Origin of the sequence: Roseibium hamelinense (genome assembly GCF_007830545.1) — a bacterium.
Lineage (GTDB): Bacteria > Pseudomonadota > Alphaproteobacteria > Rhizobiales > Stappiaceae > Roseibium > Roseibium hamelinense.
In genome coordinates this window covers 273,809-298,761 of record NZ_VLLF01000005.1, presented here as the reverse complement: position 1 = coordinate 298,761, position 24,953 = coordinate 273,809, and the positions used below count along the sequence as shown (strand labels likewise).

The 24,953-nt window shown below is 54.5% G+C and carries 25 protein-coding genes; 23 read left to right on the top strand and 2 right to left on the bottom strand.

The window, feature by feature from the left end:
* Window positions 1-20: 20 nt before the first annotated feature.
* On the top strand, window positions 21-1,094 hold the full coding sequence (locus tag JM93_RS12425) for a zinc-binding dehydrogenase (protein ID WP_145343792.1): 1,074 nt from the start codon (window positions 21-23) through the stop codon (window positions 1,092-1,094).
* Here JM93_RS12425 and JM93_RS12420 read toward each other — a convergent pair.
* Together JM93_RS12420 and JM93_RS12415 are read right to left on the bottom strand one after the other, a co-directional pair.
* Window positions 1,091-1,723: an alpha-ketoglutarate-dependent dioxygenase AlkB family protein gene (locus JM93_RS12420; protein WP_145343790.1), complete on the bottom strand. Its 633-nt coding sequence runs from the start codon at window positions 1,721-1,723 to the stop codon at window positions 1,091-1,093. The two genes, JM93_RS12425 and JM93_RS12420, sit on opposite strands and share 4 nt — an antisense overlap.
* 10 nt (window positions 1,724-1,733) lie before the next feature.
* The gene (locus JM93_RS12415; RefSeq protein WP_145343789.1) at window positions 1,734-2,543 is read right to left on the bottom strand and encodes a glycine-rich domain-containing protein; all 810 of its coding nucleotides are present in this window, start codon (window positions 2,541-2,543) and stop codon (window positions 1,734-1,736) included.
* A gap of 334 nt (window positions 2,544-2,877) precedes the next feature.
* On the opposite strand from JM93_RS12415, the gene dnaK reads away from it, so the two are divergent.
* The 22 genes from dnaK to nusA all read left to right on the top strand — a co-directional run bounded on the left by dnaK (window position 2,878) and on the right by nusA (window position 24,936).
* Complete coding sequence (dnaK, locus tag JM93_RS12410) at window positions 2,878-4,794, top strand: molecular chaperone DnaK (protein WP_145343787.1); 1,917 nt, start codon at window positions 2,878-2,880, stop codon at window positions 4,792-4,794.
* Window positions 4,795-4,953: 159 nt separating this feature from the next.
* A complete protein-coding gene (dnaJ, locus tag JM93_RS12405) occupies window positions 4,954-6,087 on the top strand; it encodes a molecular chaperone DnaJ (protein WP_145343785.1) in 1,134 nt (377 codons plus the stop codon).
* 77 nt (window positions 6,088-6,164) lie between these two features.
* Window positions 6,165-6,824, top strand: a complete 660-nt coding sequence (locus tag JM93_RS12400) for a class I SAM-dependent methyltransferase (protein WP_145343783.1) — start codon at window positions 6,165-6,167, stop codon at window positions 6,822-6,824.
* 38 nt (window positions 6,825-6,862) lie between these two features.
* Window positions 6,863-7,450 carry an NADPH-dependent FMN reductase gene (locus JM93_RS12395; RefSeq protein ID WP_145343781.1) on the top strand — a complete coding sequence of 196 codons (588 nt, stop codon included), beginning with the start codon at window positions 6,863-6,865 and terminating at the stop codon, window positions 7,448-7,450.
* A 112-nt stretch (window positions 7,451-7,562) separates the two neighbouring features.
* Entirely contained in the window at window positions 7,563-8,123 is a 561-nt protein-coding gene (gene hslV / locus JM93_RS12390) for an ATP-dependent protease subunit HslV (RefSeq protein WP_145343779.1), read from the top strand.
* Window positions 8,124-8,267: 144 nt separating this feature from the next.
* On the top strand, window positions 8,268-9,572 hold the full coding sequence (gene hslU, locus JM93_RS12385) for an ATP-dependent protease ATPase subunit HslU (protein WP_145343777.1): 1,305 nt from the start codon (window positions 8,268-8,270) through the stop codon (window positions 9,570-9,572).
* A 72-nt stretch (window positions 9,573-9,644) separates the two neighbouring features.
* Window positions 9,645-10,139, top strand: a complete 495-nt coding sequence (locus JM93_RS12380; protein ID WP_145343775.1) for a universal stress protein — start codon at window positions 9,645-9,647, stop codon at window positions 10,137-10,139.
* A gap of 162 nt (window positions 10,140-10,301) precedes the next feature.
* Window positions 10,302-10,859, top strand: a complete 558-nt coding sequence (locus JM93_RS12375) for a NifU family protein (RefSeq protein WP_145343773.1) — start codon at window positions 10,302-10,304, stop codon at window positions 10,857-10,859.
* A 153-nt stretch (window positions 10,860-11,012) separates the two neighbouring features.
* Window positions 11,013-11,711, top strand: coding sequence for a tRNA (adenosine(37)-N6)-threonylcarbamoyltransferase complex dimerization subunit type 1 TsaB (tsaB, locus tag JM93_RS12370; protein WP_145343771.1), 699 nt, complete (start codon window positions 11,013-11,015; stop codon window positions 11,709-11,711).
* 2 nt (window positions 11,712-11,713) lie between these two features.
* Complete coding sequence (rimI, locus tag JM93_RS12365; RefSeq protein WP_145343769.1) at window positions 11,714-12,202, top strand: ribosomal protein S18-alanine N-acetyltransferase; 489 nt, start codon at window positions 11,714-11,716, stop codon at window positions 12,200-12,202.
* A 37-nt stretch (window positions 12,203-12,239) separates the two neighbouring features.
* Window positions 12,240-12,710: a Fur family transcriptional regulator gene (locus JM93_RS12360; protein WP_145343929.1), complete on the top strand. Its 471-nt coding sequence runs from the start codon at window positions 12,240-12,242 to the stop codon at window positions 12,708-12,710.
* A complete protein-coding gene (olsA, locus tag JM93_RS12355) occupies window positions 12,697-13,575 on the top strand; it encodes a lyso-ornithine lipid O-acyltransferase (protein ID WP_145343767.1) in 879 nt (292 codons plus the stop codon). The genes JM93_RS12360 and olsA overlap by 14 nt, the downstream gene beginning before the upstream one ends.
* A gap of 99 nt (window positions 13,576-13,674) precedes the next feature.
* Window positions 13,675-15,153, top strand: a complete 1,479-nt coding sequence (miaB, locus tag JM93_RS12350) for a tRNA (N6-isopentenyl adenosine(37)-C2)-methylthiotransferase MiaB (RefSeq protein ID WP_145343765.1) — start codon at window positions 13,675-13,677, stop codon at window positions 15,151-15,153.
* Window positions 15,143-16,261 carry a PhoH family protein gene (locus JM93_RS12345; RefSeq protein WP_244318551.1) on the top strand — a complete coding sequence of 373 codons (1,119 nt, stop codon included), beginning with the start codon at window positions 15,143-15,145 and terminating at the stop codon, window positions 16,259-16,261. Before miaB ends, JM93_RS12345 begins: the two co-directional genes overlap by 11 nt.
* A complete protein-coding gene (ybeY, locus tag JM93_RS12340) occupies window positions 16,258-16,776 on the top strand; it encodes an rRNA maturation RNase YbeY (RefSeq protein WP_145343761.1) in 519 nt (172 codons plus the stop codon). The genes JM93_RS12345 and ybeY overlap by 4 nt, the downstream gene beginning before the upstream one ends.
* 43 nt (window positions 16,777-16,819) lie before the next feature.
* The gene (locus JM93_RS12335; protein ID WP_244300824.1) at window positions 16,820-18,034 is read left to right on the top strand and encodes a transporter associated domain-containing protein; all 1,215 of its coding nucleotides are present in this window, start codon (window positions 16,820-16,822) and stop codon (window positions 18,032-18,034) included.
* 78 nt (window positions 18,035-18,112) lie between these two features.
* Window positions 18,113-19,744 carry an apolipoprotein N-acyltransferase gene (lnt, locus tag JM93_RS12330; RefSeq protein ID WP_145343759.1) on the top strand — a complete coding sequence of 544 codons (1,632 nt, stop codon included), beginning with the start codon at window positions 18,113-18,115 and terminating at the stop codon, window positions 19,742-19,744.
* A 191-nt stretch (window positions 19,745-19,935) separates the two neighbouring features.
* Window positions 19,936-20,340 (top strand): helix-turn-helix domain-containing protein, encoded by a 405-nt coding sequence (locus tag JM93_RS12325; RefSeq protein WP_145343925.1) that lies wholly within the window; start codon window positions 19,936-19,938, stop codon window positions 20,338-20,340.
* 113 nt (window positions 20,341-20,453) lie between these two features.
* Window positions 20,454-21,626: a methionine adenosyltransferase gene (metK, locus tag JM93_RS12320; RefSeq protein ID WP_145343757.1), complete on the top strand. Its 1,173-nt coding sequence runs from the start codon at window positions 20,454-20,456 to the stop codon at window positions 21,624-21,626.
* A 64-nt stretch (window positions 21,627-21,690) separates the two neighbouring features.
* Window positions 21,691-22,377, top strand: a complete 687-nt coding sequence (gene trmB / locus JM93_RS12315) for a tRNA (guanine(46)-N(7))-methyltransferase TrmB (RefSeq protein WP_145343755.1) — start codon at window positions 21,691-21,693, stop codon at window positions 22,375-22,377.
* A 238-nt stretch (window positions 22,378-22,615) separates the two neighbouring features.
* Window positions 22,616-23,206, top strand: a complete 591-nt coding sequence (gene rimP / locus JM93_RS12310) for a ribosome maturation factor RimP (RefSeq protein WP_145343753.1) — start codon at window positions 22,616-22,618, stop codon at window positions 23,204-23,206.
* Between the two features lie 74 nt (window positions 23,207-23,280).
* Window positions 23,281-24,936, top strand: a complete 1,656-nt coding sequence (gene nusA, locus JM93_RS12305) for a transcription termination factor NusA (protein WP_145343751.1) — start codon at window positions 23,281-23,283, stop codon at window positions 24,934-24,936.
* The last annotated feature ends 17 nt before the right edge of the window (window positions 24,937-24,953 follow it).

Genomic DNA, 24,953 nt, shown 5'->3' with positions numbered 1-24,953 from the left:
CTACCAAGAGGAAGGGCGAAATGCAGATTCCAGCGCGAATGAGCGGCATGGTGCTTGCGGGACACGGAGATCTGGAGTGTCTCCAGTGGCGGGATGACCTTCCGGTCCCGGTGCCTGGGTCCCAGCAGGTCCTCATCAAAGTTGAAGCGGCAGCGGTCAACAACACCGACATAAACACCCGCATTGGCTGGTACTCAAAAGCTGTCCGCGGTGACACAGCTGCTGGAGCCGGTGGGGCCTACGCTAAAGATGCGGAAGACAGTGGCGGCTGGTCGGGTGATGCGCTGAAGTTTCCGAGGGTCCAGGGAGCGGATTGCTGTGGTCGTATTGTGGCAGTTGGAAGTGGTGTTTTAGACAACAGGATCGGAGAGCGCGTAATTGTGCGTCCGATGCAAGCACCCAAGTCAGGGTTCACGCACTTGCCACTGGTTACCTTCGGTTCGGAATATGATGGTGCATTTGCGCAATACGCTGCAACCTATTCCGAAGATGCGATCGCCGTTGAATCTGATCTGAGCAGCGTTGAACTTGCCTCTTTTCCCTGTGCCTATTCAACAGCGGAGGGCATGATCCAGCGCTGCGGTCTTGGCGGTGAGCGCGTTCTGATCACAGGCGGGTCTGGTGGTGTCGGGTCTGCAGCAATTCAGCTTGCCAAGCGCCGGGGCGCACATGTCACGGCCATGACTTCTGCAGACAAGGCCGAGGTCTTAAAATGCATGGGTGCCGATGACACATTGGATCGCAATGACGCGATACCGCCTGCCACCTTTGACGTTATTATCGACCTTGTAGGCGGCTCCAGGTTTCCGGAGCTTCTGGACGGTCTCAAGCAGGGCGGCCGGTATGCGGTTGCCGGAGCGATTGCGGGCCCGATCGTCGAACTAGATCTGCGAACGCTTTATCTGAAAGATTTGACATTTTTCGGCTGCACCAAGCAGGAGGCAAATGTCTTCACGGATCTAGCCGGCTATATCGAGCGCGGTGAAATTCGTCCGTTTCTGGGGGCAACTTTTAAGCTTCAAGACTTGCGCGCAGCTCAGGAAGCGTTCTTGTCCAAAAAATACGTTGGAAAAATCGGTCTAGAGGTGTCTTAGTCAAAGGCCGGTGAAGTTACACGGCGGAGCGTCAAGTTAATGCGTCCGCCGTTGGTCAGGAGGGAGGACGTATTTGGATAAAGTCGGTCGATGCCATGAAAAGACAGTCGCGCGTCGCCGCCCAGAACAATCACGTCACCAGACTGAAGTTTCAATGACCGGGTTGGTGATTTTCGTTCATGACCGCCTAGCCGGAAAAGGGCTGTATCACCCAGCGATACGGATACGACGGGCGCGGTAAAATCCTGTTCGTCGCGGTCTTGATGTAAACCCATCTTCGCATTTGACTGATAGAAATTGATCAAACAAGCCTCTGGCGACGCAGAGTTTGGCGCGAGTTGGTTCCAAAGGTCTAAAAGCATACCGGGCATTTCAGGCCAAGGAGCTCCTGTGTCCGGGTGGTGCGGTTGATATCGATAGCCACTTCGATCAGCTACCCAGCCAAGCGGGCCGCAATTGCTCATCTTGACCGAAAAAGGTTTGCCCGTTCTGGGCATGACGGGCCGAAATAGAGGGGCGGTCGCGACGATCTGTCTGATCTCATCGATAAGGGCAGATTGCGCCTGGCGATCAAAATATCCGGGGAGAAATTGAAAGCCGACAAGGTCAAACGGAGAGCTGGCACTCATCAGGTCTGTCTCAATCGCCGCATCCGCTGCAGCCGGAATCGCCGCCCCCGGACGAGCATCCACCGCCCCCACAGCCGCTTGAACCGTCCTTGGTCTTCTTCTGGAAAAGGGCCCAAACAACCAGTGCCGCCGCAGCGAGGCATATGAGAAACACGACGGTGTGTTCGGTTACCCAGTGAGAAACCATGTTCGTCAATTTCTCGATCCAGGTGTCGCCAGCTGGAGATCCATGTGCAAGCGCTGCTCCTGTCCCAAGGGCAGCGGTTGCCGCTAGTACAGCCAGTGTTTTGGAACCGTAAGGCGCGGCAATGACCCTGCCTGCAATTGCCGCCAGGAGTTTTCGGAGCTGCGGCTTCGGTATGACCCAGAATTCATCGGTATTAACGCGCCGATGGAATGGGGCTGTTTTGAAACGGACTTCAGGCGAAGGCCAAATATCTTCTGGGGGATCCCCAAACTCGTCACGGTAAAGAGCCAGTGTCGCGTTGTAAGCGGCTTCAAAATGAGCGCGTTGTTGCGGTCCGCCGACAGTCGGTGTGTGGTGAAGTCTACTTCCAAGTGCCTGCGCGAAAGGTCCCCAATAGTGTTTTGTGTAGGTTAGGTGTAGGTGCCACGCTTGATCGACTTCATCGCTCGGAGTAACAACTCCATGGCTGATTCTGCTGAGATAGGCAAAACGCAGGTATTCTAAAATGACGCGTTGCGCAAAATTTTCCGTCCACCCGTTGTCGCGTGCAAGCCGCCGGGCAAACGGGAATGCAACATTTTCGAGGTCGGGTGAAGCATCTGAAATACGCTTCCAAAGCTCAGGGTTTTTCATCGCACAACAATGCCTGTGTGATTGCCATTTGCTGACCAACAATAGCAATTAAATGGAAACCGTATTGTAAACGCCGGAAGCAGGTTGCGCGCCGGAAAAGCCTAAAACCTCGGCCGGTCGGCCCAACTTCCGCACTACAGGGGTGTTGAAACTTGCAAAGAGTCCGCGACTTGGTCTCTTGCAGGCAAAGTTTCATCCACCTATATAGCGGCTAAGCTTCACGCCAAAATCTAATTCCACTTGGTGTGTTGTCCGGCGCAATCCCGGAATTTTTAAGAGGAGCCGATAAGATGCCTGAACGGGTCTTCTCGGTTTGCTAGAAAGAGAGGCAGATATGGCAAAGGTCATTGGTATCGACCTCGGCACGACGAACTCGTGCGTGGCCGTTATGGACGGCAAAGATGCTAAAGTTATTGAAAATGCGGAAGGTGCGCGCACCACGCCGTCCATGGTCGCATTTTCCGACGATGGCGAGCGGTTGGTTGGTCAGCCTGCGAAACGCCAAGCCGTAACCAACCCTACAAACACGCTTTTCGCGGTCAAGCGGCTTATCGGACGCCGGTATGACGATCCGACCGTTGAGAAAGACAAGAAACTTGTGCCCTTCGAAATTGTCAAAGGCGGCAATGGCGATGCATGGGTAGAAGCCGACGGTGAAAAGTACTCACCGTCTCAGGTGTCGGCCTTCATTTTGCAGAAAATGAAAGAAACCGCCGAGAGCTACCTCGGCGAAACAGTCACGCAGGCGGTGATCACCGTCCCGGCCTACTTCAATGACGCGCAACGCCAGGCAACCAAAGACGCCGGCAAGATCGCTGGGCTCGAAGTTCTTCGGATCATTAACGAGCCAACAGCTGCTGCGTTGGCATATGGCCTCGACAAAAACGATGGTAAAACCATCGCTGTTTACGACCTTGGTGGCGGTACTTTTGACGTCTCAATCCTTGAGATTGGCGACGGGGTATTTGAGGTGAAGTCGACAAACGGCGATACTTTCCTCGGCGGTGAAGACTTCGACATGGTTCTCGTCGATTACCTTGCTGCCGAGTTCAAAAAAGAACAGGGTATTGACCTCAAGAACGACAAATTGGCTCTCCAGCGCCTGAAAGAAGCTGCTGAAAAAGCGAAGATTGAACTCTCGTCCTCTTCGCAGACCGAGGTCAACCTTCCGTTCATAACAGCTGATGCCTCTGGACCGAAACACCTGACCTTGAAGCTGACACGCGCGAAGTTCGAGTCACTTGTTGAGGACCTCGTCAAGCGAACAATCGACCCATGTAAAGCTGCGCTGAAAGACGCCGGTCTTGCAGCAGGGCAAATCGATGAGGTTGTTCTGGTCGGCGGCATGACCCGCATGCCGAAAATCCAGGAGACTGTGAAAAACTTCTTTGGCAAAGAGCCACATAAGGGTGTTAACCCGGATGAAGTTGTTGCCATGGGTGCGGCCATTCAGGCTGGCGTTCTGCAAGGTGACGTGAAAGACGTACTCCTGCTTGACGTGACACCACTGTCGCTCGGTATTGAAACGCTTGGCGGCGTGTTCACGCGCTTGATCGACCGCAATACGACTATTCCGACCAAGAAGAGCCAGGTTTTCTCGACAGCTGAAGACAATCAAACGGCTGTTACGATCCGGGTCTTCCAAGGTGAGCGTGAAATGGCTGCCGACAACAAGGTGCTGGGTCAGTTCGATTTGGTGGGCATCCCTCCGGCACCGCGCGGTGTTCCGCAGGTTGAAGTCACCTTCGATATCGATGCCAACGGCATCGTGAATGTGTCGGCAAAAGACAAAGGCACTGGCAAGGAGCAACAGATCCGTATTCAGGCTTCTGGCGGTTTGTCCGACGCTGATATTGATCAAATGATCAAGGATGCGGAGTCGCACGCTGACGAAGACAAAAAGCGTAAGGAACTTGTCGAAGCCAAAAACCAGGGTGAATCCTTGGTTCACTCGACTGAAAAGTCGCTGAAAGACTATGGTGACAAGGTCGGTGCAGACGAAAAGGGCGCAATCGAGACTGCTCTTGAAGACCTGAAGGCCGCTTTGGAAGGCGAAGACTTGGAGGGGATCAAGACCAAGACCCAGGCTCTCGCGGAAGCGTCCATGAAGCTTGGTGAGGCCATGTATCAGGCTGCGCAGGCAGATGCCGAAGCTGCCGAGGCTGGCGAAGATCAGGCAGAAGCAAAAGACGATGACGTTGTCGATGCGGACTTCGAGGAAGTCAAAGACGACGATAAGAAATCTGCTTAACTCTCATTGGCCTGCGGTTTAGCTAAACCGCAGGCCAACTGCTTTGGGGTGCACGCGCTCCGTGGACAGGTCCGGCCTTTTAGCTGGGCCTTTGCTGCTTAAACATTTGCACACACGGACTGCTCCGGAATTCCGGAAAGACAAGACTGAGCGATCTTGATGGCGAAACGTGATTTCTACGAAGTACTGGGTGTTTCTCGCGACGCGGATGAAAAAGCCCTAAAAAGCGCATATCGCAAAATGGCAATGAAATACCATCCGGACCGCAATCCGGGCGATGCGGCTGCAGAAGCAAGCTTTAAGGAAGTGAACGAGGCCTACGATACCCTAAAAGACAGCCAGAAACGCGCAGCTTATGACCGGTTCGGTCATGCGGCTTTTGAAAATGGTGGTTTTGGGGGTGGTGGCGGGCCGCACGGCCCGGATTTTTCGTCAACCATGTCGGACATATTCGAAGAATTCTTCGGGATGGGGGGCGGTGGTGGCCGTCGGTCAGGAGGGCGTGAGCGCGGCGCAGATCTGCGGTACAATCTGGACATCACTCTGGAAGACGCGTATGCCGGCAAAACCGTCGAGATCGAAGTCCCGACGAGCGTAACGTGTGATGTGTGTTCCGGTTCAGGGGCAAAGCCTGGCACTAGCCCAACCGTGTGCCGGACCTGCGGCGGCGCTGGTCGTGTGCGGGCAGCGCAAGGATTTTTTACGCTGGAGCGCACCTGTCCAACTTGTCAAGGCCGCGGGCAAGTGATCTCCGACCCATGCACCAATTGCTCCGGGTCTGGACGGACAACACAAGAGCGCACTCTATCGGTCAACATTCCAGCAGGCATTGAGGATGGCACCCGGATCCGCCTCGCCGGAGAAGGCGAAGCAGGTTTACGTGGTGGTCCTGCCGGCGATCTCTATATTTTCCTGTCGATGAAGCCGCATGATCTGTTCCAGCGGGATGGTGCTGATCTGTTCTGCCGTGTTCCAATCTCGATGTCGACGGCGACTCTGGGCGGGCAATTTGATGTGCCGACTGTTGATGGCGCCACAAGCCGGGTCAAGGTTCCGGAGGGAACGCAAACCGGCAAGCAATTCAGATTGCGTGGTAAAGGCATGCCGATCATGCGTTCCAGTCAGTATGGCGACATGTACATACAAGTCACGGTTGAAACGCCTACAAACCTGACAAAGCGGCAGCGCGAATTGCTGGCGGAATTTGAAAAAGAAGCTTCGGGCGAAAACCACCCCGAATCCGCTGGATTTTTCTCTAAAGTTCGAGACTTCATCGATAATTTGGGTGCCTAACGTTCTTTATCCGTGACCATGCCTTGAAAATGCCCCTGTCGCAGCACTAAATCCTCAAATCAATCAGGGGTCTGTGTATGATCGGATCTGTACGGGGACAGCGGAAAGTTCTCAAAGAAAAGGTTCAGCGCGCGAAAGCTGTGCACGCAAAGGCACTCGACGAAGCGCGGTTCTTAAAAAGCTGGCTCAAAAGCCCGCTTGATACGGGCGCGATCAGCCCATCCGGTCCGCGCTTAGCCGAAAAAATGGCATCATTCATAGCGCCGCGTCCAGGCATGCGGCTTCTAGAGCTTGGCCCGGGGACTGGCGCCGTGACGACAGCTTTGCTGGCGCGTGGTGTTCCGGTCCAGAGTCTTATCGCTGTCGAATATAGTGCGGCTTTTTGTGCGTGCCTTGCTAAGAGATTTCCAGGTGTTCATCTCATCAATGGCGATGCGTATGCCCTCACCAAAACACTTGTTGAGGCAGATATTGCGCCGCATAACGATGCGCGGGCTCAGGAGTTTGACGGCATTGTGTCCTCATTGCCACTCCTCAACATTCCGGAGACAAAGCGCCTTGTATTCATGAAGGAGATCATGGCACTCCTGAAGCCGGGGGCGCCTTTTGTTCAATTTTCTTATGGACTGAATAGGCCTGTGGCCGCGCCTGACAGCGGCGTCAAAGTGGAAAGTTCGGACTGGATCTGGAAGAACCTTCCCCCTGCGCGCGTTTGGGTGTACCGAAAAGACAGATGAGGCTGTGAACGACCTGTGGATAAGCAAGGGGCGGCGACGTGCGTAATCCAAAAATACTCGTTTTTTCAGGGTCGTCGCGTAGCGGCTCCCTAAACGGTAAGCTTGCAGCGCTTGTGAAAAAACATCTGGTATTGAGCGATGCTGAGGTGACCCACATTTCGCTGAATGACTATCCTATGCCGCTTTATGACGGTGATCTGGAAGCGACAACCGGTGTTCCGGCTCATGCTCAAAAGCTCAAGAAACTATTTGAAGAGCAAGACGGTGTTTTTATAGCCTGCCCGGAATATAATTCTGGGATAACCCCCTTGTTGAAAAACACTCTTGATTGGATCAGCCGGGCCAAAGATGGCAATACGAGAGTGGATGGACCGTTCAAGGGTAAAGTATTTGCCGTCGGAGCGGCATCGCCCGGCGCTTTCGGCGGAATGAGGGGGCTCATAAGTGTTCGGACTATTTTGGAGGTGGGCCTCGGCGCGCTTGTAATCCCTGAAATGGTAAGCGTGACGCGCGCTTCTACCGCATTTGACGCCAAAGGTGACTTGGCGGATGAGCGTGCGGCCAAACAACTTCAAATGCTGGCCCAAGCGCTATTGCGCCATACGCGCATTCAGCTTTCCATCTGAAATTATTGTATCAATTCATTGGTTTGAGGCGTCTCAGTTCGGGCTGGCTTGGAAAATCGGATAAGTCAGCCTACATACCGGGCACGATAAAATTCCCGATAAGGATGAGTTTATGACTGAAACGCGCGATCCCGCGACCTGGCATGGCACGACCATTATGATGGTGCGCAAGGGCGGCAAGGTGGTGATTGCAGGCGACGGGCAGGTTTCGCTCGGTCAAACCGTCATCAAGCACAGCGCCAAAAAAGTACGCCCGTTGGCAAAGGGCGATGTTATTGCCGGGTTTGCTGGTGCGACGGCAGATGCCTTTACGCTTTTCGAACGGTTGGAATCGAAACTGGAACAATATCCAGGGCAACTCATGCGCGCCTGTGTCGAATTGGCGAAGGATTGGCGCACAGACCGCTATTTGCGGCGTCTTGAGGCTATGATGCTGGTGGCCGATAAAAATGTATCGCTTGTATTGACCGGAACTGGCGATGTTCTGGAGCCTGAAGGTGGTGTCATGGGCATCGGGTCAGGCGGAAACTATGCATTAGCAGCGGCAAGAGCGCTCGCCGATACGGATATGGATGCTGAGGCAATAGCCCGCAAAGCCATGGCCGTTGCTGCGGAAATCTGTGTCTATACAAACGAAAGCGTCACTGTTGAGGCGTTGGTTACCGAAGGCTGAAGCCATTCATCGCATGCCTCGACGAATGAGAAACGCATTTTTATCGTTGGCAAGAGTGGGCCATTTTGAACAAACCGCTTCCCGGGTTTTTTGTCGATCGCTCTGAATGCCACGGAATGAAACAAAAGAAGGTGTACAGCACCAATGACCGATTTTTCACCGCGTGAAATCGTTTCCGAACTCGACCGTTACATCGTCGGTCAAAAAGATGCCAAGCGTGCGGTGGCCATTGCCTTGCGCAACCGCTGGCGTCGCCAGCAGCTTGAAGGTCAGATGCGCGAAGAAGTTCTGCCGAAGAACATCCTTATGATTGGGCCGACCGGTGTTGGGAAGACGGAGATTTCGCGGCGGCTTGCAAAGCTCGCAAATGCCCCTTTCGTGAAAGTGGAAGCGACAAAATTCACTGAAGTGGGCTATGTCGGTCGTGACGTCGAACAGATTGTGCGGGACTTGGTCGAAGCAGGCATCAGTCTGATCCGGTCGGCCAAGCGCGAGGCCGTTAAAGCCAAGGCACATATTCTGGCGGAAGACCGCGTTCTGGATGCGCTTGTTGGTGCAAATTCTAGCCCGGCGACCCGGGATAGCTTCCGAAAGAAGTTGCGCGAAGGCGATCTGGATACGAAAGAGATCGAGGTTGAGGTGCGGGCCCAGCCGCAAATGCCAAGCTTTGACTTGCCAGGCATGCCTGGTGCGAGTGTAGGCGTCATGAATATGTCTGATCTTCTGGGCAAAGCATTTGGCGGCCAGACGAAAACCAAGCGAACAACTGTCCGCGATTCCTACGAACTGCTTATCAATGAGGAATCCGACAAGCTGCTTGATGAGGACAAAATCATCGAAGAAGCAATTTCCTTGGTTGAGAATGCAGGGATTGTTTTTCTGGACGAGATTGACAAGATCTGTGCCCGCGAAGGTCGCTCCGGTGCCGACGTGTCGCGTGAAGGTGTGCAGCGCGATCTGCTGCCTCTGATCGAAGGCACTGTGGTTTCCACAAAGCATGGTCCGGTCAAGACTGACCATATACTGTTTATCGCTTCCGGTGCTTTTCACGTTGCGAAGCCGTCCGATCTTTTGCCTGAGCTGCAAGGGCGGCTGCCTATCCGGGTCGAATTGCGCGCGCTGAGCAAAGAAGACTTCCGCGCGATCCTGACGGAGCCCGAAGCAAGCCTTATCAAGCAGTATGTTGCGTTGATGAAGACGGAAGAAATTGAACTGGTCTTCACCGAGGACGCAATCGACGAGATCGCCTCTGTTGCGGTTGATCTGAATGCATCGGTTGAGAACATCGGCGCGCGGCGCCTCCAGACAGTCATGGAGCGGATCCTTGACGATGTGTCCTATTCAGCTCCCGACCGGCCAGGGGAGACGATTGAGATTACGGCCGATTACGTGCGTGAGAACATTGGCGAACTTGCGAAGAATGTTGATTTGTCAAAGTTTATTCTCTGACGTGCGTGTCATGCTGTCTGGTGATGGCTTCCGCCGCTTGCGGCAGGAGTTTGCTAGTGGCAGCATGCGCCCATGGTAGCGATTAGAAAAAGCAATGAAGAAGGGCACCGCCGGAAATTTCTGGTGGTGGTCGATGACACACCTGAGTGCGACCGGGCCATCGTCTATGCAGCGAAGCGCGCCGCGCGAACCGGGGGCGTCGTTATCCTTCTTGCAGTGATTGCCGCGGATGATTTCCAGCATTGGCTTGGCGTGGAAGACATTATGCGCGCTGAGGCGAACGAACAGGCTGAAACTGTTCTTGCAAAAGCTTCGGACCGCGTGCGGTCTGTTGCGCGAACCGAGCCTGAAACGGCGATTCGTGAGGGAAACAAATCGGAAGCGATCGTTGAGCTCATCGAGTCCGATGATGATATTGCCATTCTGGTGCTTGCAGCTGGCATGGACAGCGACGGTCCTGGTCCACTCGTATCATCGATTGCAGGAAAACTCGCCGGCAGCTTTCCAATACCTGTAACGATTGTTCCGGGGAATCTGGACGATGATTCCATCGCGGCGCTTGCCTGACGCTATCTTGATCCGGGATCTAGAGGACTTATCTAGTTTTTAATGGTTCCAAACTGGATCCACTTGCGCTAGAAATACGTATCGGTAAAAGACGATAATTCACGGATGCCGACTGTTGGACGCGCACGCCCGGCTCCACACAAGCGTTCAAGGAACAAAGACATGTTTATCCAAACTGAAGCTACTCCGAACCCGGCGACCTTGAAGTTTCTTCCCGGCCGCGTGGTCTTGCCGGAAGGCACGTATGATTTTCGGTCTGCCTCAGATGCCGGGGTTTCACCGCTGGCTGAAAAGCTATTTCACATTCCAGGTGTTGCGGCCGTGTTTTTCGGACATGACTTTATTACGGTGACCAAGGACGATACGGATTGGCAGCACATGAAGCCGGCCATTCTCGGTGCGATCATGGAGCAATTCATGTCCGGCCAGCCTGTTATGTCGGCAGGGCAATCCGAGGATATTGAAGAAGGCGAATTTTTTGAGGCCGGCGATGAGGAAACAGTTGGCGTGATCAAAGACTTGCTTGAAACCCGTGTTCGGCCTGCGGTGGCGCAAGATGGTGGCGACATCACGTTCAAGGGATTTAAAGAGGGGGTTGTTTACCTGTCAATGCGTGGGGCGTGTGCAGGATGCCCGTCCTCGACGGCAACCCTTCAGCACGGGATACAGAACCTGTTAAAGCATTTCGTTCCTGAGGTTCAGGAAGTGCGCCCGATCTAAGGCGCGATGAATATCGGAGAAAGCCCGGCCTCTTGGTCGGGTTTTTTGTTTTATTGGCACTGAACACCTGCTAAATCCCGCAACCCCGACCTTTGGGGTAATCCCAAAGCGCGGCTCGACATTTGTCTTATCCAAATCTAACACGGTATCATTATGCGTGTGCTGGCCCTTGACACCTCTTTGGCGAATTGCGCAGCCGCTGTCCTAGACGACGGAACGGAAGCGGCTTGTCTGGTTATTAGACAAGAGGAAATCGGCAGAGGCCATGCAGAGCATCTCATGGTCATGATTGGTGACGTCATGGCCGAGGCCTCCACTGCATTCACCGATTTGGATCGTATCGTAGTGACCACCGGACCGGGCAGTTTCACTGGTTTGAGAGTGGGGTTGTCCGTTGCGCGCGGGTTTGGTTTGGTTCTTGGAAAGCCAGTTGTTGGGATAACGACCCTTGCGGCCATTGCGCGCTCAGCTGCTGTAGCCAATCCAGCAAATTTAGCCTCGATTTTTGTCGCGCTTCCCGGAAAGGGGGCTGAAGTATATGGGCAACTTTTTGATGCAGACGCTGCCCCTAGCGGCGAACCGGCTGTCTGGCGCCTGGACAACCTCCTTGACAGCTTGCCATCCAACGTCAGGCTAGCCGGTGCTGCAGCTGCGGACGTTGGCTTAGCGTGTGGTTTGGGGCCGCAAGCAATCATCTTGGAGCGCGCGTATCCGGATATTGCAGAGGTCGCAAGACTCGGTATTCTTGCGGAGCCAAACGAGGCTGCAGCCGCTCCGCTCTATCTGCGCCCGCCCGATGCGACACCACAAACCAAGGGCCTAATCGAGAGGCTGCCCGAAAAAGCGAGCTGAATATGACCTTCTGGTGGTTCTGGGCTGCGGCGCCAGTCGTTGAAAAAGCCCGGGACGAAGATCTAACAGACATTGCGGAAATTCACAGGAAGTCGTTCCCACACGGTTGGGAACCTGACGAACTTGCGCGCATGATGAACCAGGAAGGGACATCGATTCTTGTAGCCCGTCGATCCAGTCCCTACGGAACCCAATCCTGTCTCGGCTTCCTTATCACTCGCGTGGCAGGCGATGAGGCGGAGGTTATAACAATTGCAATAGACCCGCGTCATCGTGGTCGGGGTATAGCAAAGAAACTGATGCAAGATGGCATGTTCCGGCTTTACGGCGAGCGCTGTGCAAGCTTGTTTTTGGAGGTCGATTCTAGCAATGAACCTGCCTTGCTGCTCTATCGGAGCCTCGGATTCCGGCAGGTTGGCGAGCGCAAGGGTTACTATCGGGGGAGTGCGGGCGATGGAACCGCGCTTGTCATGCGCGTTGATCTTCGCTAAGCGCTGGCCGCAAGATGAATGGATGCAGGCAAACCACATGACAGAGGAACGGCCATCAGCTTTGGCTGAACAATGTGCAGCAAAAGGCATGCGCATGACCGAGCAACGCCGGGTGATCGCCTCCGTCATTGAAGAGGCTTCCGAAAGCCATCCCGATGTTGAAGAGCTTTATCGGCGTGCGGTTGCTATCGATACCAGGATTTCCATTTCAACGGTCTACAGGACTGTGAAACTGTTTGAAGACGCAGGCATGATTGAGCGGCACGACTTTCGTGATGGCCGCTCGCGGTATGAGACCGTTCCGGATGAGCACCATGATCATCTGATTGATTTGCGGTCCGGAAAGGTCATTGAATTCCGCAGCGAAGAAATTGAAGCGCTGCAGGAGTTCATTGCCAAAAAGCTCGGGTTCAAGCTGGTCGATCATCGATTAGAGCTTTATGGTGTGCCTCTCGACGGCAAAGACAAGTCAGTCTCTGGAGACCCCGACGGCGATGGTTCAGATTAAGGCCATTTTGACGATTGTGCTGCTGGCAATCGTCTCAGTCGTCTTAATTCCGTTGCAATGGTGCGCCGTGAAATTCGGTCTGTCGATTCAAAGGCGCCTCCCCCTAGTTTGGCACCGGCTCGCACTCGGACTGGTTGGAATACGTGTCCGGCAGATCGGGAAGCCATGTGAGCGGCGTCCACTGCTTATTGCCTCAAATCATGCGTCCTGGGTTGATATTACCGTCATCGGATCTTTGATGCCGTTGTCTTTCATCGCAAAGTCGGAGGTTGCGGGGTGGCCGGTTTTCGGCCTTTTTGCAAAGCTCCAACGGTCAGTATTCGTGAATCGAACTAAACGTAGCGACACTGGAAAAGTGGCTGATACGATCGCCGGACGTTTAAAAAGCGGAGATGCTATGGTCCTGTTTGCCGAAGGCACCTCCAATGATGGGAACGTTGTCTTGCCATTCCGGTCTGCGCTTCTTGGGTCTGCCACCCGTGCGCTAGATGCCGACGGCGGGGACGTTTGGGTTCAGCCACTGTCGATCGCCTATCAGGGAATTCACGGTTTGCCGATGGGCCGTCAGTTTCGGCCGGGAGTTGCTTGGTACGGAGATATGGAACTGGCGGGGCATTTGTGGGGTGTTTTTGTTAACGGTGCGCTAGATGTAATTGTCACGTGGGGCGAACCTACGCTTGTCCATCATGAGACCGACCGCAAAGCACTAACGGTGCAAATGGAAAACCAGGTCAGGTCCATGACGGTGGCTGCTTTGACAGGGGCGGCGGTAAAATCGGCATGTGACCTGGAAAACAGCGGCGGTAACCTATTCTCAAATGCGGAAAAAACGTCTAAAGCTGGCGCCGAAAAGAGCGCTGCTTGATGCTTGTCTCGACAGGCCGACACAATCCATCCTTTTTAAAAGGAAACTGCGCTCCGCAATTCAACGATTTCTATCAAGCCTGAAGGCCGCAAGAAGCGAATGACAAGCCGTACGGACAGTCAATCAGAAGTGAATACCGAAGAGAAAGCTGAAGCCCGCGACAACACTCGAAAGGTGTTCGTACGGACATATGGCTGTCAAATGAATGTCTATGACAGTGACCGTATGACCGACGTTCTGGCATCTGAAGGGTACACTGCGGCAACTTCTCTTGAAGACGCCGACCTTGTCCTGCTCAACACCTGTCACATCCGTGAAAAAGCCGCAGAAAAAGTCTACTCCGAACTCGGCCGTATCCGGAAGGTCAAAGAAGAGCGGGCAAAAAACGGCAAGCCCATGATGATTGGGGTGGCCGGATGTGTCGCGCAAGCCGAAGGCGAAGAAATTGCGCGCCGGGCGCCGATTGTCGATTTGGTCGTTGGGCCACAGAGCTATCACCGTCTACCGAAGCTGCTTGGTCAGGCAGCATCGGGAACAAAGGTGGTCGAGACCGAATTCGACATTGACGCAAAATTTGATCATTTGTCCGAACAGGCTGCTGCACCGGTCCGAAAGCGTCCGCCGGCGGCTTTTTTGACCGTGCAGGAGGGGTGCGACAAATTCTGCACCTTCTGTGTTGTTCCCTACACTCGAGGCGCAGAGGTTTCCCGGTCTGTCAGTCAGATTGTGACTGAGGCCGAACAAATGGCTGCGGCCGGTGTGCGCGAGGTCACGCTGCTGGGCCAGAACGTGAATGCCTACCACGGAGAAGCTGAAGACGGCTCCGTTTGGGGGCTTGGACGCCTGCTGCGCCGTTTGGCAGAGGTCGATGGACTGGACCGGCTGCGCTATACTACAAGCCATCCGCGGGACATGGACGATGATCTGATCGCCGCGCATCGTGACCTCGAGAGTCTCATGCCGTACCTTCATCTTCCGGTGCAGTCCGGTTCGGACAACATTTTGAAGGCGATGAACCGGAAACATACCCGCGATGAGTATTTCCGCCTGATCGACAGGATCCGTGACGTGGTGCCGAATATAGCATTGTCCGGAGACTTCATTGTCGGTTTTCCCGGTGAAACGGATCAAGACTTTGAAGACACGATGGATCTGATCCGGCGGGTGGAATACGGATCGGCGTTTTCGTTCAAGTACAGCCCAAGGCCAGGCACGCCCGGCGCGTCAATGGAAGCACAGGTGCCAGAAGACATCAAAAGCACGCGCTTGGCGGAACTTCAGGCGCTCTTGTCGGATCAGCAGCGGGCGTTCAACGCTTCGCGACTCGGCATGACCTTTAATGTGCTGCTTGAAAAGACAGGCCGTCAGCCGGGTCAGCTGGTCGGCAAGTCGCCCTGGTTGCAAGCTGTCCAGCTTGACGCTCCCGAAACCTTGATCGGAAGCATACAAGCGGTGGAAATCGTCGAGATCGGTGCCAATTCGCTGTTCGGGCGTTTGATTGGCGGGCAAGATGAAAGTGTTCAGGCACGGCATAAAGCTGGACCAAAAGTCCTCAAGGAGGCGGCATTTGACGCGTGATAGCCAATCGTCGGCACGCAAGATCCCGGCACCGCAAGACAAACCGGCATCTGACTTAACGCACATTGTCCTCGCATTCGAAGACAACAGACTGATTGGGGACCTTTTCGGTCAATTCGACCAAAACCTCGCCCTCATAGAACAGCGTCTGGGCATCGACGCAGTCGCTCGTGGAAACCAAGTAACTCTCAAAGGGTCGCAGGCAGGTTGTGCACAGGCACGCGGCGCGTTGGAGGCTCTATATCAACGCCTCCAGCAGGGGCATGAAATTCATCCTGCCGACGTGGATGGGGCGCTTCGCATGGCTGCCGCAGATCAGGCGCAATTGCCCTTGCCGACGCTGGAGCCTAAGTCGAGATTGGCCTTCGCTCAGATTTCGACCAGACGTAAAACCATCGTCGCCCGTACACCGACGCAGGATGCATATATCCGCTCCATGGACAGAGCGGACCTTGTATTCGGGACTGGCCCGGCTGGGACCGGCAAAACCTATCTTGCTGTCGCCTATGCCGCGGCGTTGATTGAACGCGGGGATGCCAGCCGTCTTATCCTATCTCGGCCGGCTGTAGAAGCTGGCGAGCGTCTGGGTTTTCTGCCCGGCGATATGAAAGAAAAGGTCGATCCATACCTGCGCCCGCTTTATGATGCGCTTTACGACATGATGCCGCCGGAAAAGGTAGATCGTGGCCTGCAGTCCGGCATGATCGAAGTGGCTCCGCTCGCCTTCATGCGCGGACGGACCTTGTCGGATGCAGTGGTTCTGCTGGATGAGGCACAGAACACCACATCGATGCAGATGAAGATGTTCCTGACGCGTCTGGGAGAGGGCTCCAAGATGATCGTTACTGGCGATCCGAGTCAAATCGATCTACCGCCCGGGCAAATGTCTGGTCTGCGCGAAGCACTTGCGCTTCTAACGGATGTGGAAGGTGTTGCGCACGTTCGCTTTACCGAGGCTGACGTGGTTCGGCACGAGCTTGTCGCGCGCATTGTGACCGCTTACGACAATGCGTCTCGCAAGGCTTCTGAAGACCGTGAAAAGCGCCAGGAAGCGCGTCGCGTGGAGCGCGGTCACACCGAAGGCCAGCGTGAGGTTGCAGTCGAATGACCGAAGAAGCGGCCGGGGCAGGTGACCTGGTCATTGACCTCTCGATTGTTGCGGGAGACTGGCCGACGGAAGAGAGACTTGCCGCTGTGTGCAAACGAGCGTGGGCAGCTGCGCACAAGGTTGCTTCTTTCAACTTCCAGGCAGGCTCCGAAGTTTCTGTAGTTTGTACGAACGATGCAGCCGTTCAGAAACTCAACAAGGATTGGCGAGGCAAAAATAAGCCAACAAATGTCTTGTCATTTCCAGCGAGCGAGCCGGTTGAAGACGTCTACGGTCCGCTGCTTGGGGATATTGTGCTTGGATTTGAAACAATTTCCCGAGAAGCGGATGATTTGGGAATTGAATTCGAAACGCATGTAACCCATCTCATCGTTCACGGAATTCTTCATTTATTCGACTATGATCATCAAGAGGACGATGAGGCGGAGTTGATGGAGCGTATGGAAATCGAGATACTTTCATGCCTCGGTATTGAAAACCCTTATGCGGACCGACCTTTGGTGAAGGATGCTTGACTGGCGTTTTGGTGTACCTGCGCTAGCGATTTGAAACATGATGATGACTGCTTCTGACAATCCGGCGCCTAGTACGCAGCCGCAAAACGAAACCAAGAGCGGCGAGCAAAACGCCGAGGACCCGCAACAGACCGGGCCGCAGACATCTGCGGCGCTTTGGGAAGCGGTGAAGAGGGTCCTAGGCTTTAATGGGCGTGGCTCTGCGAATCTGCGTGAAAATCTCGAGGATGAGCTGGCACGTGAAACCGGTCACGATGCCACTTTTTCACCCGAAGAGCGTATGCTGCTCGGCAATATACTGCGCCTAAGGGAGCTTCGCGTCGACGATGTCATGATCCCGCGCGCAGACATAGAGGCGGTTGAAAACACAACGACGATTGGCCGCGTCATGGCACTTTTTGAAGAAAGTGGCCATTCACGCATGCCCGTTTATGAAGACACGCTGGATGATCCGCGGGGCATGGTCCACATTAAGGATCTGATGGCGCACATGGCAGCTTGCGGTGCACCGAAAAAAGAAGAAAATGCACCCGCGCAGTCTGCAGACGTGCCTGGCATATCCTCTCAAATCAACCAAAACGGAAATGGCAAAGGTCATAATTCCCAGCTTCTTGATCTGGGATGTGTAGACCTCACCGTTTCGATTCAGGAGGCTGGGCTTATTCGGCCTTTGCTGTTCGTCCCGCCATCAATGCCAGCAACTGATCTTATGGCGAAGATGCAGGCAGATCGTATTCAGATGGCGCTGGTCATTGACGAATATGGAGGAACAGATGGGCTTGTTTCGCTAGAGGATCTTGTCGAAGAAGTGATCGGCGATATCGAAGATGAGCATGACGAAGACGAAGACGATATGCTCAGTCTGGTGTCTGAAGGTATTTGGGTTGCTGATCCGCGCATGCCCCTTGAAGAATTGGATGAAGCGCTCGGTACCGACGTTTCATCCGGCGAGATCATTGAGGATGTCGATACGCTTGGCGGCCTCTTATACGTCACCGTTGGCCGCGTGCCGGTACGCGGCGAGTTGGTGGTTGCATCGGAGTTGCCCGGATTTGAGTTTGAAATCCTGGATGCGGATCCGCGGCGCATCAAGCGCATCCGTATCCGGCGTCGGCGCCATGAGGTGCGCGTGCCCGAACTCAGACGGCGCGGCAAAAAGGCTGAAGATGGCAGTGGTGCATCTACGGAGGAGCACAACGAGCCTGACGCGAATTCCGGACATGAAGACAATAAAACACCCCCTTCTGCCGGTTCTTGATAAAACCCTGCGCTTGACCCCAATGCCCGCTTGACGCAAACGTCTCCGGCTGCCGTTTTCCTGCCGGGATAATTTCGAATGAATTCACTCAGCCAGACCTTGTTGGCTCTACCCCATGCTTGCTTGCTGTCTTGGGGGTGGCGGCGGCGGGGTTTAGCGCTTGCAGCCGGCGGAATCGCAGCCTTCGCGTTACCGCCTTATGAATTGCTTTCCGTTCTCCTGCTGGCGTTTTCTATGTTCGTTTGGCTCCTTGATGGGGCGATTCGGCCGAAGTCATCGTCTTTGAACCGCTTTAGGACTGGTTTTGCGGTCGGATGGTGGTTTGGTTTCGGATATTTTTTATCGGGATTGTGGTGGATCGGCGCAGCGTTTCTGGTTGAGGCTGACCGTTTTGCTTGGATGATCCCGTTTGCGGTTTTGGCTATGCCAGTCGGTCTGGCGCTGTTTGTCGGGCTTGGAGCGGGCCTCGCTGGACTTCTTTGGTCTACCTCCTGGCAACGTGTTTTGGCGCTTGGTGTTGGGCTGTCCTGCACTGAATGGCTGCGGGGGCATGTGCTAACCGGCTTCCCATGGAATGCCTTCGGATATGGGGTGTCCGGGTCACTGTCGCTCTCACAAACAGCAAGCACGATCGGTATTTATGGCCTTAGCCTTTTGGTCGTATGCATCTCAGCGACACCGGCAACGCTCCTAGATCCCCGATCGGGGGTGCTCCGGCGGGCGGCGCCGCTGGCCACTGCCGGGTTGGTCCTAGCCGGGCTCTTTGGATTTGGGGCCGCTCGTCTGAGTGAGGGAACTCAGATATCTGATCAGGTGGACATTCGAATAGTCCAGCCTTCCATCGATCAATCGGAAAAATGGCGACCGGAAAACAGGAACACCATTTTTCAAACCTATTTGGAACTGTCTCAAAAACCCTTGGTAGGGGCGGGCCGCATTGGAAGGGAAAGGATCATTGTTTGGCCGGAATCCGCAGTTCCCTTTTTGCTGACCCGCGAACCCAAAGCCTTGTTTGAAATTGGAAGGGCCCTTCCCGACAAGACCACGCTAATCACCGGTGCTGTGCGTTTGGAAGGATCGGGACCGGATCGGCGCTTCTTCAACAGCGTATATGTTGTCGATAGCAGCGGTACCGTGCAGGATCTTTATGACAAAGTCAGGCTGGTACCCTTCGGAGAATACCTACCTCTTGAGAGTATTTTATCTCGTCTTGGCATCACGGCTATAGTAGATACACCTTCTGCATTTAAGGCCGGTACTCGACAAAAAGCGCTCACGCTCCCGGAAGGCGGGACTGTTCTGCCGTTGATTTGCTACGAGGCAATTTTCCCATATTTGTCTGGTTATTCCCACGCAGCGTCAGCAGCTGAGGGTCCTGAGTGGCTTTTAAATGTCACAAATGACGCGTGGTTCGGTCGGACACCGGGACCTTATCAGCACTTCGCCCAATCACGATTTCGCGCAATTGAGCAGGGGATTCCGCTTGTCCGGGCTGCCAACACCGGCCTATCCGCCGTGGTTGACGCAAAGGGTCGGGTTGTCTCGCAGATGGAGCTGTTTGAGGTTGGAGTAATTGATACGCCACTTCCGTTGAAAATTAATGATACACTTTACGGTAGGTTTGGAGATATACCCTTCACGTATTTGGTGCTGTTAAGTCTAATTTTACTGATCTGGCAACGATACAACCAAAGTTCGCGTCAAGATTGATTTTTGTGCTTGGTGTTTGTGAATCATTCGTGATACAACCGTGATATCGCTTATTAATTAAGCGTCGTTTACGAAAGCGGTCTTGGGCAGGGGGTATGCCCGGATGTGGCGGGGTTGGGAGTCGCTGCGTCGCCGTTTTCACTGTGGTGGCCAGTGGCGGGATGAACGCCAAAAACAAGAAAGACTTCCAGATGTCGAGTAAAAAGTCCCCAAATCCGATTGATATTCATGTTGGTAGCCGCGTGAGGCTTCGCCGCATGATGCTTGGAATGAGTCAGGAAAAGCTGGGCGAGAGCCTTGGGATTACGTTCCAACAGATCCAAAAATATGAAAAAGGGACCAACCGGATCGGGGCTAGCCGGTTGCAACACATCGCGACGATCTTGAAGGTACCTGTTGCATTTTTCTTCGAGGATGCACCAGGCACACCAGACGAGGCCGAAGGGTTTGGAGAGTCCCAGCCGACGTCTTACGTTGTCGATTTTCTGTCCTCTTCTGAGGGGCTCTCGCTCAATAAGGCGTTTGTCCGAATCGAGGATCCAAAGGTCCGCCGCCGGGTGGTTGACCTTGTGCGAGCCTTGGCAGGGGACGAGTAGTTTCGCAAATGGGTGCTTGACGTCAGCCCAAACTTTAAAGATTGATGACTGCTGAAGCGGCGATACCCATCGCCGCTTCTGTCTTATTGTTTCCCAGAAGGACGAGATTGCCAATGGCCCGTCAAGAATACCTTTTTACCTCTGAGTCTGTGTCCGAAGGTCACCCGGACAAAGTCTGCGACCGCATCTCCGATGCAGTGGTCGACGCCTATCTTTCAGAAATGCCTGATGCTCGTGTTGCGTGCGAAACCCTTGCCACAACCAATCGCATTGTGATCGCTGGCGAAACGCGAGGTCCGGAGTCCCTGACGAAGGACTATATTGCGCATTTGGCGCGGATGGCTGTGAAAGACATTGGGTATGCTCAAGAGGGGTTTCATTGGGAAACCTGCGACATCGCGGTTCATTTGCACGCACAGTCCGCGCACATTGCGCAAGGGGTTGATGCGTCTGGCAACAAGGACGAAGGGGCTGGTGATCAGGGCATTATGTTTGGTTACGCGTGCCGTGAAACTGAAGAACTGATGCCGGCGCCAATCTTGTTTTCACACAAGATACTGAAGAAACTGGCCGAGGTCCGGAAATCTGGGCAGGAGGCAGTGCTCGGTCCGGACGCCAAGAGCCAAGTAACTGTCCGCTATGAAAACGGCTTGCCGGTTGGCGTGACATCCATTGTGTTGTCGACGCAGCACTTGGATGAAACCCTGACATCCATGGATGTACGCCAGATCGTGGAGCCTTATATCCGCGATTGCTTGCCGTCCGGTTGGATTTCCGATGAGACCGTTTGGCACGTAAACCCGACTGGCGCCTTCGTTATCGGTGGGCCGGACGGCGACTGTGGTTTGACCGGCCGCAAGATCATAGTGGACACATACGGCGGAGCGGCCCCGCATGGCGGTGGTGCTTTCTCCGGCAAAGACCCGACAAAAGTTGACCGCTCTGCCGCCTATGCAGCCCGTTATCTTGCCAAAAACGTTGTAGCTGCGGACCTTGCCGATCGCTGCACCATTCAGCTGTCTTATGCGATCGGGGTGTCCGAGCCGCTTTCAGTGTATATGAACCTTCATGACACTGGCCGTTGTGACGAAGCCAAACTCGAAGCTGGCCTGCGTGACGTGATGCGCTTGAGCCCTCGGGGTATTCGGGAGCATCTGCATCTAAACAGCCCGATCTATGAGCGGACAGCGGCCTACGGTCACTTCGGTCGCGAACCGGCTGCTGATGGCGGGTTCTCGTGGGAAAAGACCGATTTGGTTGACGCCTTGCGGACGCTTGCCGGATAACACATCGAACCGCGTTATTTAGGGGATGGCGGCCGCCGGTGAAAACCGGCGGCCCTTGTTAATTATGACTGATCGCTACGAAGGCTCATTTTACGGTCGGCGGAAAGGCAAGCCGCTCAGCCCGCGGCGAACCGCGTTGATGGAAGATGTTCTTCCGAAAATGAGGCTCGACCTGCACGCATCTGCGCCGTCTGATATAAGAACCTTGTTTTCGAGTAAGGTAGATGCGGTTTGGATTGAAGTTGGTTTCGGAGGTGGTGAGCACCTTCTTCATCGGGCAAGAGAAAACCCCGGCGTCGGGATTATCGGCATCGAGCCCTTTATAGGCAGCATGGCAAAAGTCGTTGCTGCAATCTCGGATGAGAATATTCGTAATGTCCGTCTCTATGATGATGACGCTGCTCACATCCTCGATTGGCTCCCGCCTGACTCGGTCGACCTTGCATACCAGCTCTACCCAGACCCTTGGCCGAAAAAACGGCATTGGAAGCGGCGCTTCGTCAATACGGAAAACCTTAATCGATATGCCAGAGTGCTTAAGCACGGCAGTGAGTTCCGATTCGCAAGCGATATCGACACCTATGTCGACTGGACCCTCCAGCATTGCAGGGACCATCCTGCCTTTGAGTGGGCTGCTGAGACCGCATCCGACTGGAGGGTGCCGTGGTCCAATTGGCCAGGCACAAGGTATGAAGCTAAGGCGCTTAGAGAAGGCCGGGTACCGCGGTACCTAACGTTTCGGCGCGTGTAAGGCGGGATCTTCTGGAGCCAAATGGCGAAAGATCCGGATTAGCCTTGCCTTTAGGGGGTGTTTGCAGGTATACAGCCGAGAAATCACCTCGACCGGCTTATATGAGCAGTTTGAGAGTGGGCCCGGAAAGGACCCGCTCTTTTTTGCATAGTCAGTTGAAGGTCGCATCGATGCCCATCGTATGTTTGCTGGGCTGGCAGTTTCGTCGGGGTCTTCCCGGCGCAATCGGGAGTGCATTGTGAGCGCACCAGAACCTCGGATTGTTGTTGAGACAGGACTTGATGCTCGTGTGGCCGCCATTGTCGAGCCCGTGGTCGAAGATCTTGGATATCGTCTGGTTCGGGTTAAGATCAGTGCGGCCAACGGATGTACACTGCAGATCATGGCAGAACGTCCCGATGGCACTATGACCGTCGAGGACTGTGAATCTGTCAGCAGGGCGGTTTCGCCCGCACTCGATGTGGAAGACCCGATCAATCGCGCCTATCATCTTGAGGTCTCTTCGCCGGGAATTGACCGTCCATTGGTGCGTGCCAGCGATTTTGAGCGCTGGGCTGGCCATGAAATGAAAGTGGAATTGGCGGTTCCACAGGATGGCCGAAAGCGTTATCGCGGCACATTGCTCGGCGTAAATGGGGACGCGGCGCAAGTTCGTCTGCCGGACGTTAAAGCCGATCAAGAGGATACCGTGGATATCCGTCTTGACGATATCGGCGAAGCGAAACTGGTATTGACCGACGATCTGATTACGGCGGCACTGCAGGCTGAAAAAGCCGCGTTGGCTGCTCAGGAAAACAAATCGTTTGAACAGGATAATAAGCCAAACTGATGCCAGTGCCCGCAAAAGGGATGGCAGAACGCGCTGTTCGAAAGATCAGGACCGGCGCATAAGGAGTAGAACGGATGGCAATCAGCGCTAACAGGCTTGAACTGCTGCAAATCGCGGATGCGGTTGCGCGTGAAAAGTCGATCGACCGGAATATTGTGATCGCTGCGATGGAAGATGCGATCCAGAAAGCTGCCCGGTCGCGCTATGGCACCGAGACTGAAGTCCGCGCAGAGATCAATGCCAAAACCGGCGACATCCGATTGCAACGTTTGCTTCAGGTCGTTGAACACGTTGAAAACATGTCGACGGAGATTGCTCTGGAAGACGCACGTTCGCGGAACCCGGAAGCAACACTCGGTGACTTTATCGCCGAACCGCTTCCTCCTCTCGATTTTGGGCGTATCGCGGCACAGTCCGCCAAACAGGTTATTGTTCAAAAAGTTCGCGAAGCCGAACGCGACCGTCAATATGACGAGTTTAAGGATCGTGTCGGCGAAGTCATAAACGGAGTGGTCAAACGAGCCGAGTACGGCAACGTGATTGTTGATCTGGGTCGTGGTGAGGGAATTGTCCGCCGTGACGAGTTGATCCCACGCGAAATTTTCCGAACAGGCGATCGTATACGCGCCTTCATCTATGATGTTCGGCGGGAACAGCGTGGTCCGCAAATATTCCTGTCGCGTACGCACCCGCAATTCATGGCGAAGCTGTTCGCGCAAGAAGTGCCGGAAATCTATGACGGTGTGATCGAAATCAAGTCTGTTGCTCGTGATCCTGGATCGCGCGCAAAGATTGCTGTGATTTCCAAGGACTCATCGATTGATCCGGTTGGAGCCTGTGTAGGGATGCGCGGTAGCCGCGTTCAGGCTGTTGTCGGCGAGCTGCAGGGCGAAAAAATCGACATCATTCCGTGGAATGAAGAGCCCGCGACCTTTATCGTCAATGCACTTCAGCCTGCGGAAGTGGCGAAGGTTGTTCTCGATGAAGATGCCGAGCGCATCGAAGTCGTCGTTCCGGATGAGCAATTGTCCCTCGCCATCGGGCGCCGCGGCCAAAACGTGAGGCTTGCGTCTCAGCTCACAGGCTGGGCGATCGATATCATGACGGAAAACGAAGAATCAGAGCGCCGTCAGAAAGAGTTTGTTGAGCGGTCCGATCTGTTCATGAATGCGCTGAACGTGGACGAAATGGTCGGCCAGCTTTTGGCAACCGAGGGCTTCACGTCCGTCGAAGAGGTTGCCTATGTCGAAATCGAAGAAATCTCCGAGATCGAAGGCTTCGACGACGAAACCGCCGAAGAAATTCAGGCGCGTGCAAGAGACTATCTTGATGAACTGGAATCAAAGTTGGACCAGGAGCGTCAGGAGCTCGGAGTTTCAGATGATCTGCGGTCCATCGACGGCCTCACCTTGGCAATGCTGGTTGCTCTTGGTAAGGACGACATCAAGTCGATGGAAGACTTGGCCGGCTGCGCAGCAGACGACTTGGTTGGCTGGACTGAACGCAAGGACGGCGAAGTTAAGAAGTTCGAGGGTACCTTGAGCAGCTTTTCACTGTCACGGGCGGAAGCGGAAAATATCGTAATGAGTGCGCGTCTTGCGGCAGGCTGGATTACCGAAGAGGAATTGGCTGCCCAGAACGCAGATATTGGGGAAGAAGCCGACGGGGCTGACGAAGAGGATGCGGCACAACCTGAAGAGCAGGTCGGCGGAGCGATTCTCAACGGTTGAGCGAATTAAAGGTCGCG

Coding starts and splice junctions, on each gene's coding strand:
- trmB (WP_145343755.1), top strand. CDS start 21,691: ATGACTGATCGCTACGAAGGCTCATTTTACGGTCGGCGGAAAGGCAAG.
- miaB (WP_145343765.1), top strand. CDS start 13,675: ATGACAAGCCGTACGGACAGTCAATCAGAAGTGAATACCGAAGAGAAA.
- JM93_RS12380 (WP_145343775.1), top strand. CDS start 9,645: ATGGTAGCGATTAGAAAAAGCAATGAAGAAGGGCACCGCCGGAAATTT.
- lnt (WP_145343759.1), top strand. CDS start 18,113: ATGAATTCACTCAGCCAGACCTTGTTGGCTCTACCCCATGCTTGCTTG.
- JM93_RS12420 (WP_145343790.1), bottom strand. CDS start 1,723: ATGAGTGCCAGCTCTCCGTTTGACCTTGTCGGCTTTCAATTTCTCCCC.
- hslV (WP_145343779.1), top strand. CDS start 7,563: ATGACTGAAACGCGCGATCCCGCGACCTGGCATGGCACGACCATTATG.
- JM93_RS12400 (WP_145343783.1), top strand. CDS start 6,165: ATGATCGGATCTGTACGGGGACAGCGGAAAGTTCTCAAAGAAAAGGTT.
- rimI (WP_145343769.1), top strand. CDS start 11,714: ATGACCTTCTGGTGGTTCTGGGCTGCGGCGCCAGTCGTTGAAAAAGCC.
- JM93_RS12335 (WP_244300824.1), top strand. CDS start 16,820: ATGACTGCTTCTGACAATCCGGCGCCTAGTACGCAGCCGCAAAACGAA.
- ybeY (WP_145343761.1), top strand. CDS start 16,258: ATGACCGAAGAAGCGGCCGGGGCAGGTGACCTGGTCATTGACCTCTCG.
- dnaK (WP_145343787.1), top strand. CDS start 2,878: ATGGCAAAGGTCATTGGTATCGACCTCGGCACGACGAACTCGTGCGTG.
- dnaJ (WP_145343785.1), top strand. CDS start 4,954: ATGGCGAAACGTGATTTCTACGAAGTACTGGGTGTTTCTCGCGACGCG.
- metK (WP_145343757.1), top strand. CDS start 20,454: ATGGCCCGTCAAGAATACCTTTTTACCTCTGAGTCTGTGTCCGAAGGT.
- JM93_RS12375 (WP_145343773.1), top strand. CDS start 10,302: ATGTTTATCCAAACTGAAGCTACTCCGAACCCGGCGACCTTGAAGTTT.
- nusA (WP_145343751.1), top strand. CDS start 23,281: ATGGCAATCAGCGCTAACAGGCTTGAACTGCTGCAAATCGCGGATGCG.
- JM93_RS12360 (WP_145343929.1), top strand. CDS start 12,240: ATGACAGAGGAACGGCCATCAGCTTTGGCTGAACAATGTGCAGCAAAA.
- olsA (WP_145343767.1), top strand. CDS start 12,697: ATGGTTCAGATTAAGGCCATTTTGACGATTGTGCTGCTGGCAATCGTC.
- tsaB (WP_145343771.1), top strand. CDS start 11,013: ATGCGTGTGCTGGCCCTTGACACCTCTTTGGCGAATTGCGCAGCCGCT.
- JM93_RS12325 (WP_145343925.1), top strand. CDS start 19,936: ATGTCGAGTAAAAAGTCCCCAAATCCGATTGATATTCATGTTGGTAGC.
- hslU (WP_145343777.1), top strand. CDS start 8,268: ATGACCGATTTTTCACCGCGTGAAATCGTTTCCGAACTCGACCGTTAC.
- JM93_RS12415 (WP_145343789.1), bottom strand. CDS start 2,543: ATGAAAAACCCTGAGCTTTGGAAGCGTATTTCAGATGCTTCACCCGAC.
- JM93_RS12425 (WP_145343792.1), top strand. CDS start 21: ATGCAGATTCCAGCGCGAATGAGCGGCATGGTGCTTGCGGGACACGGA.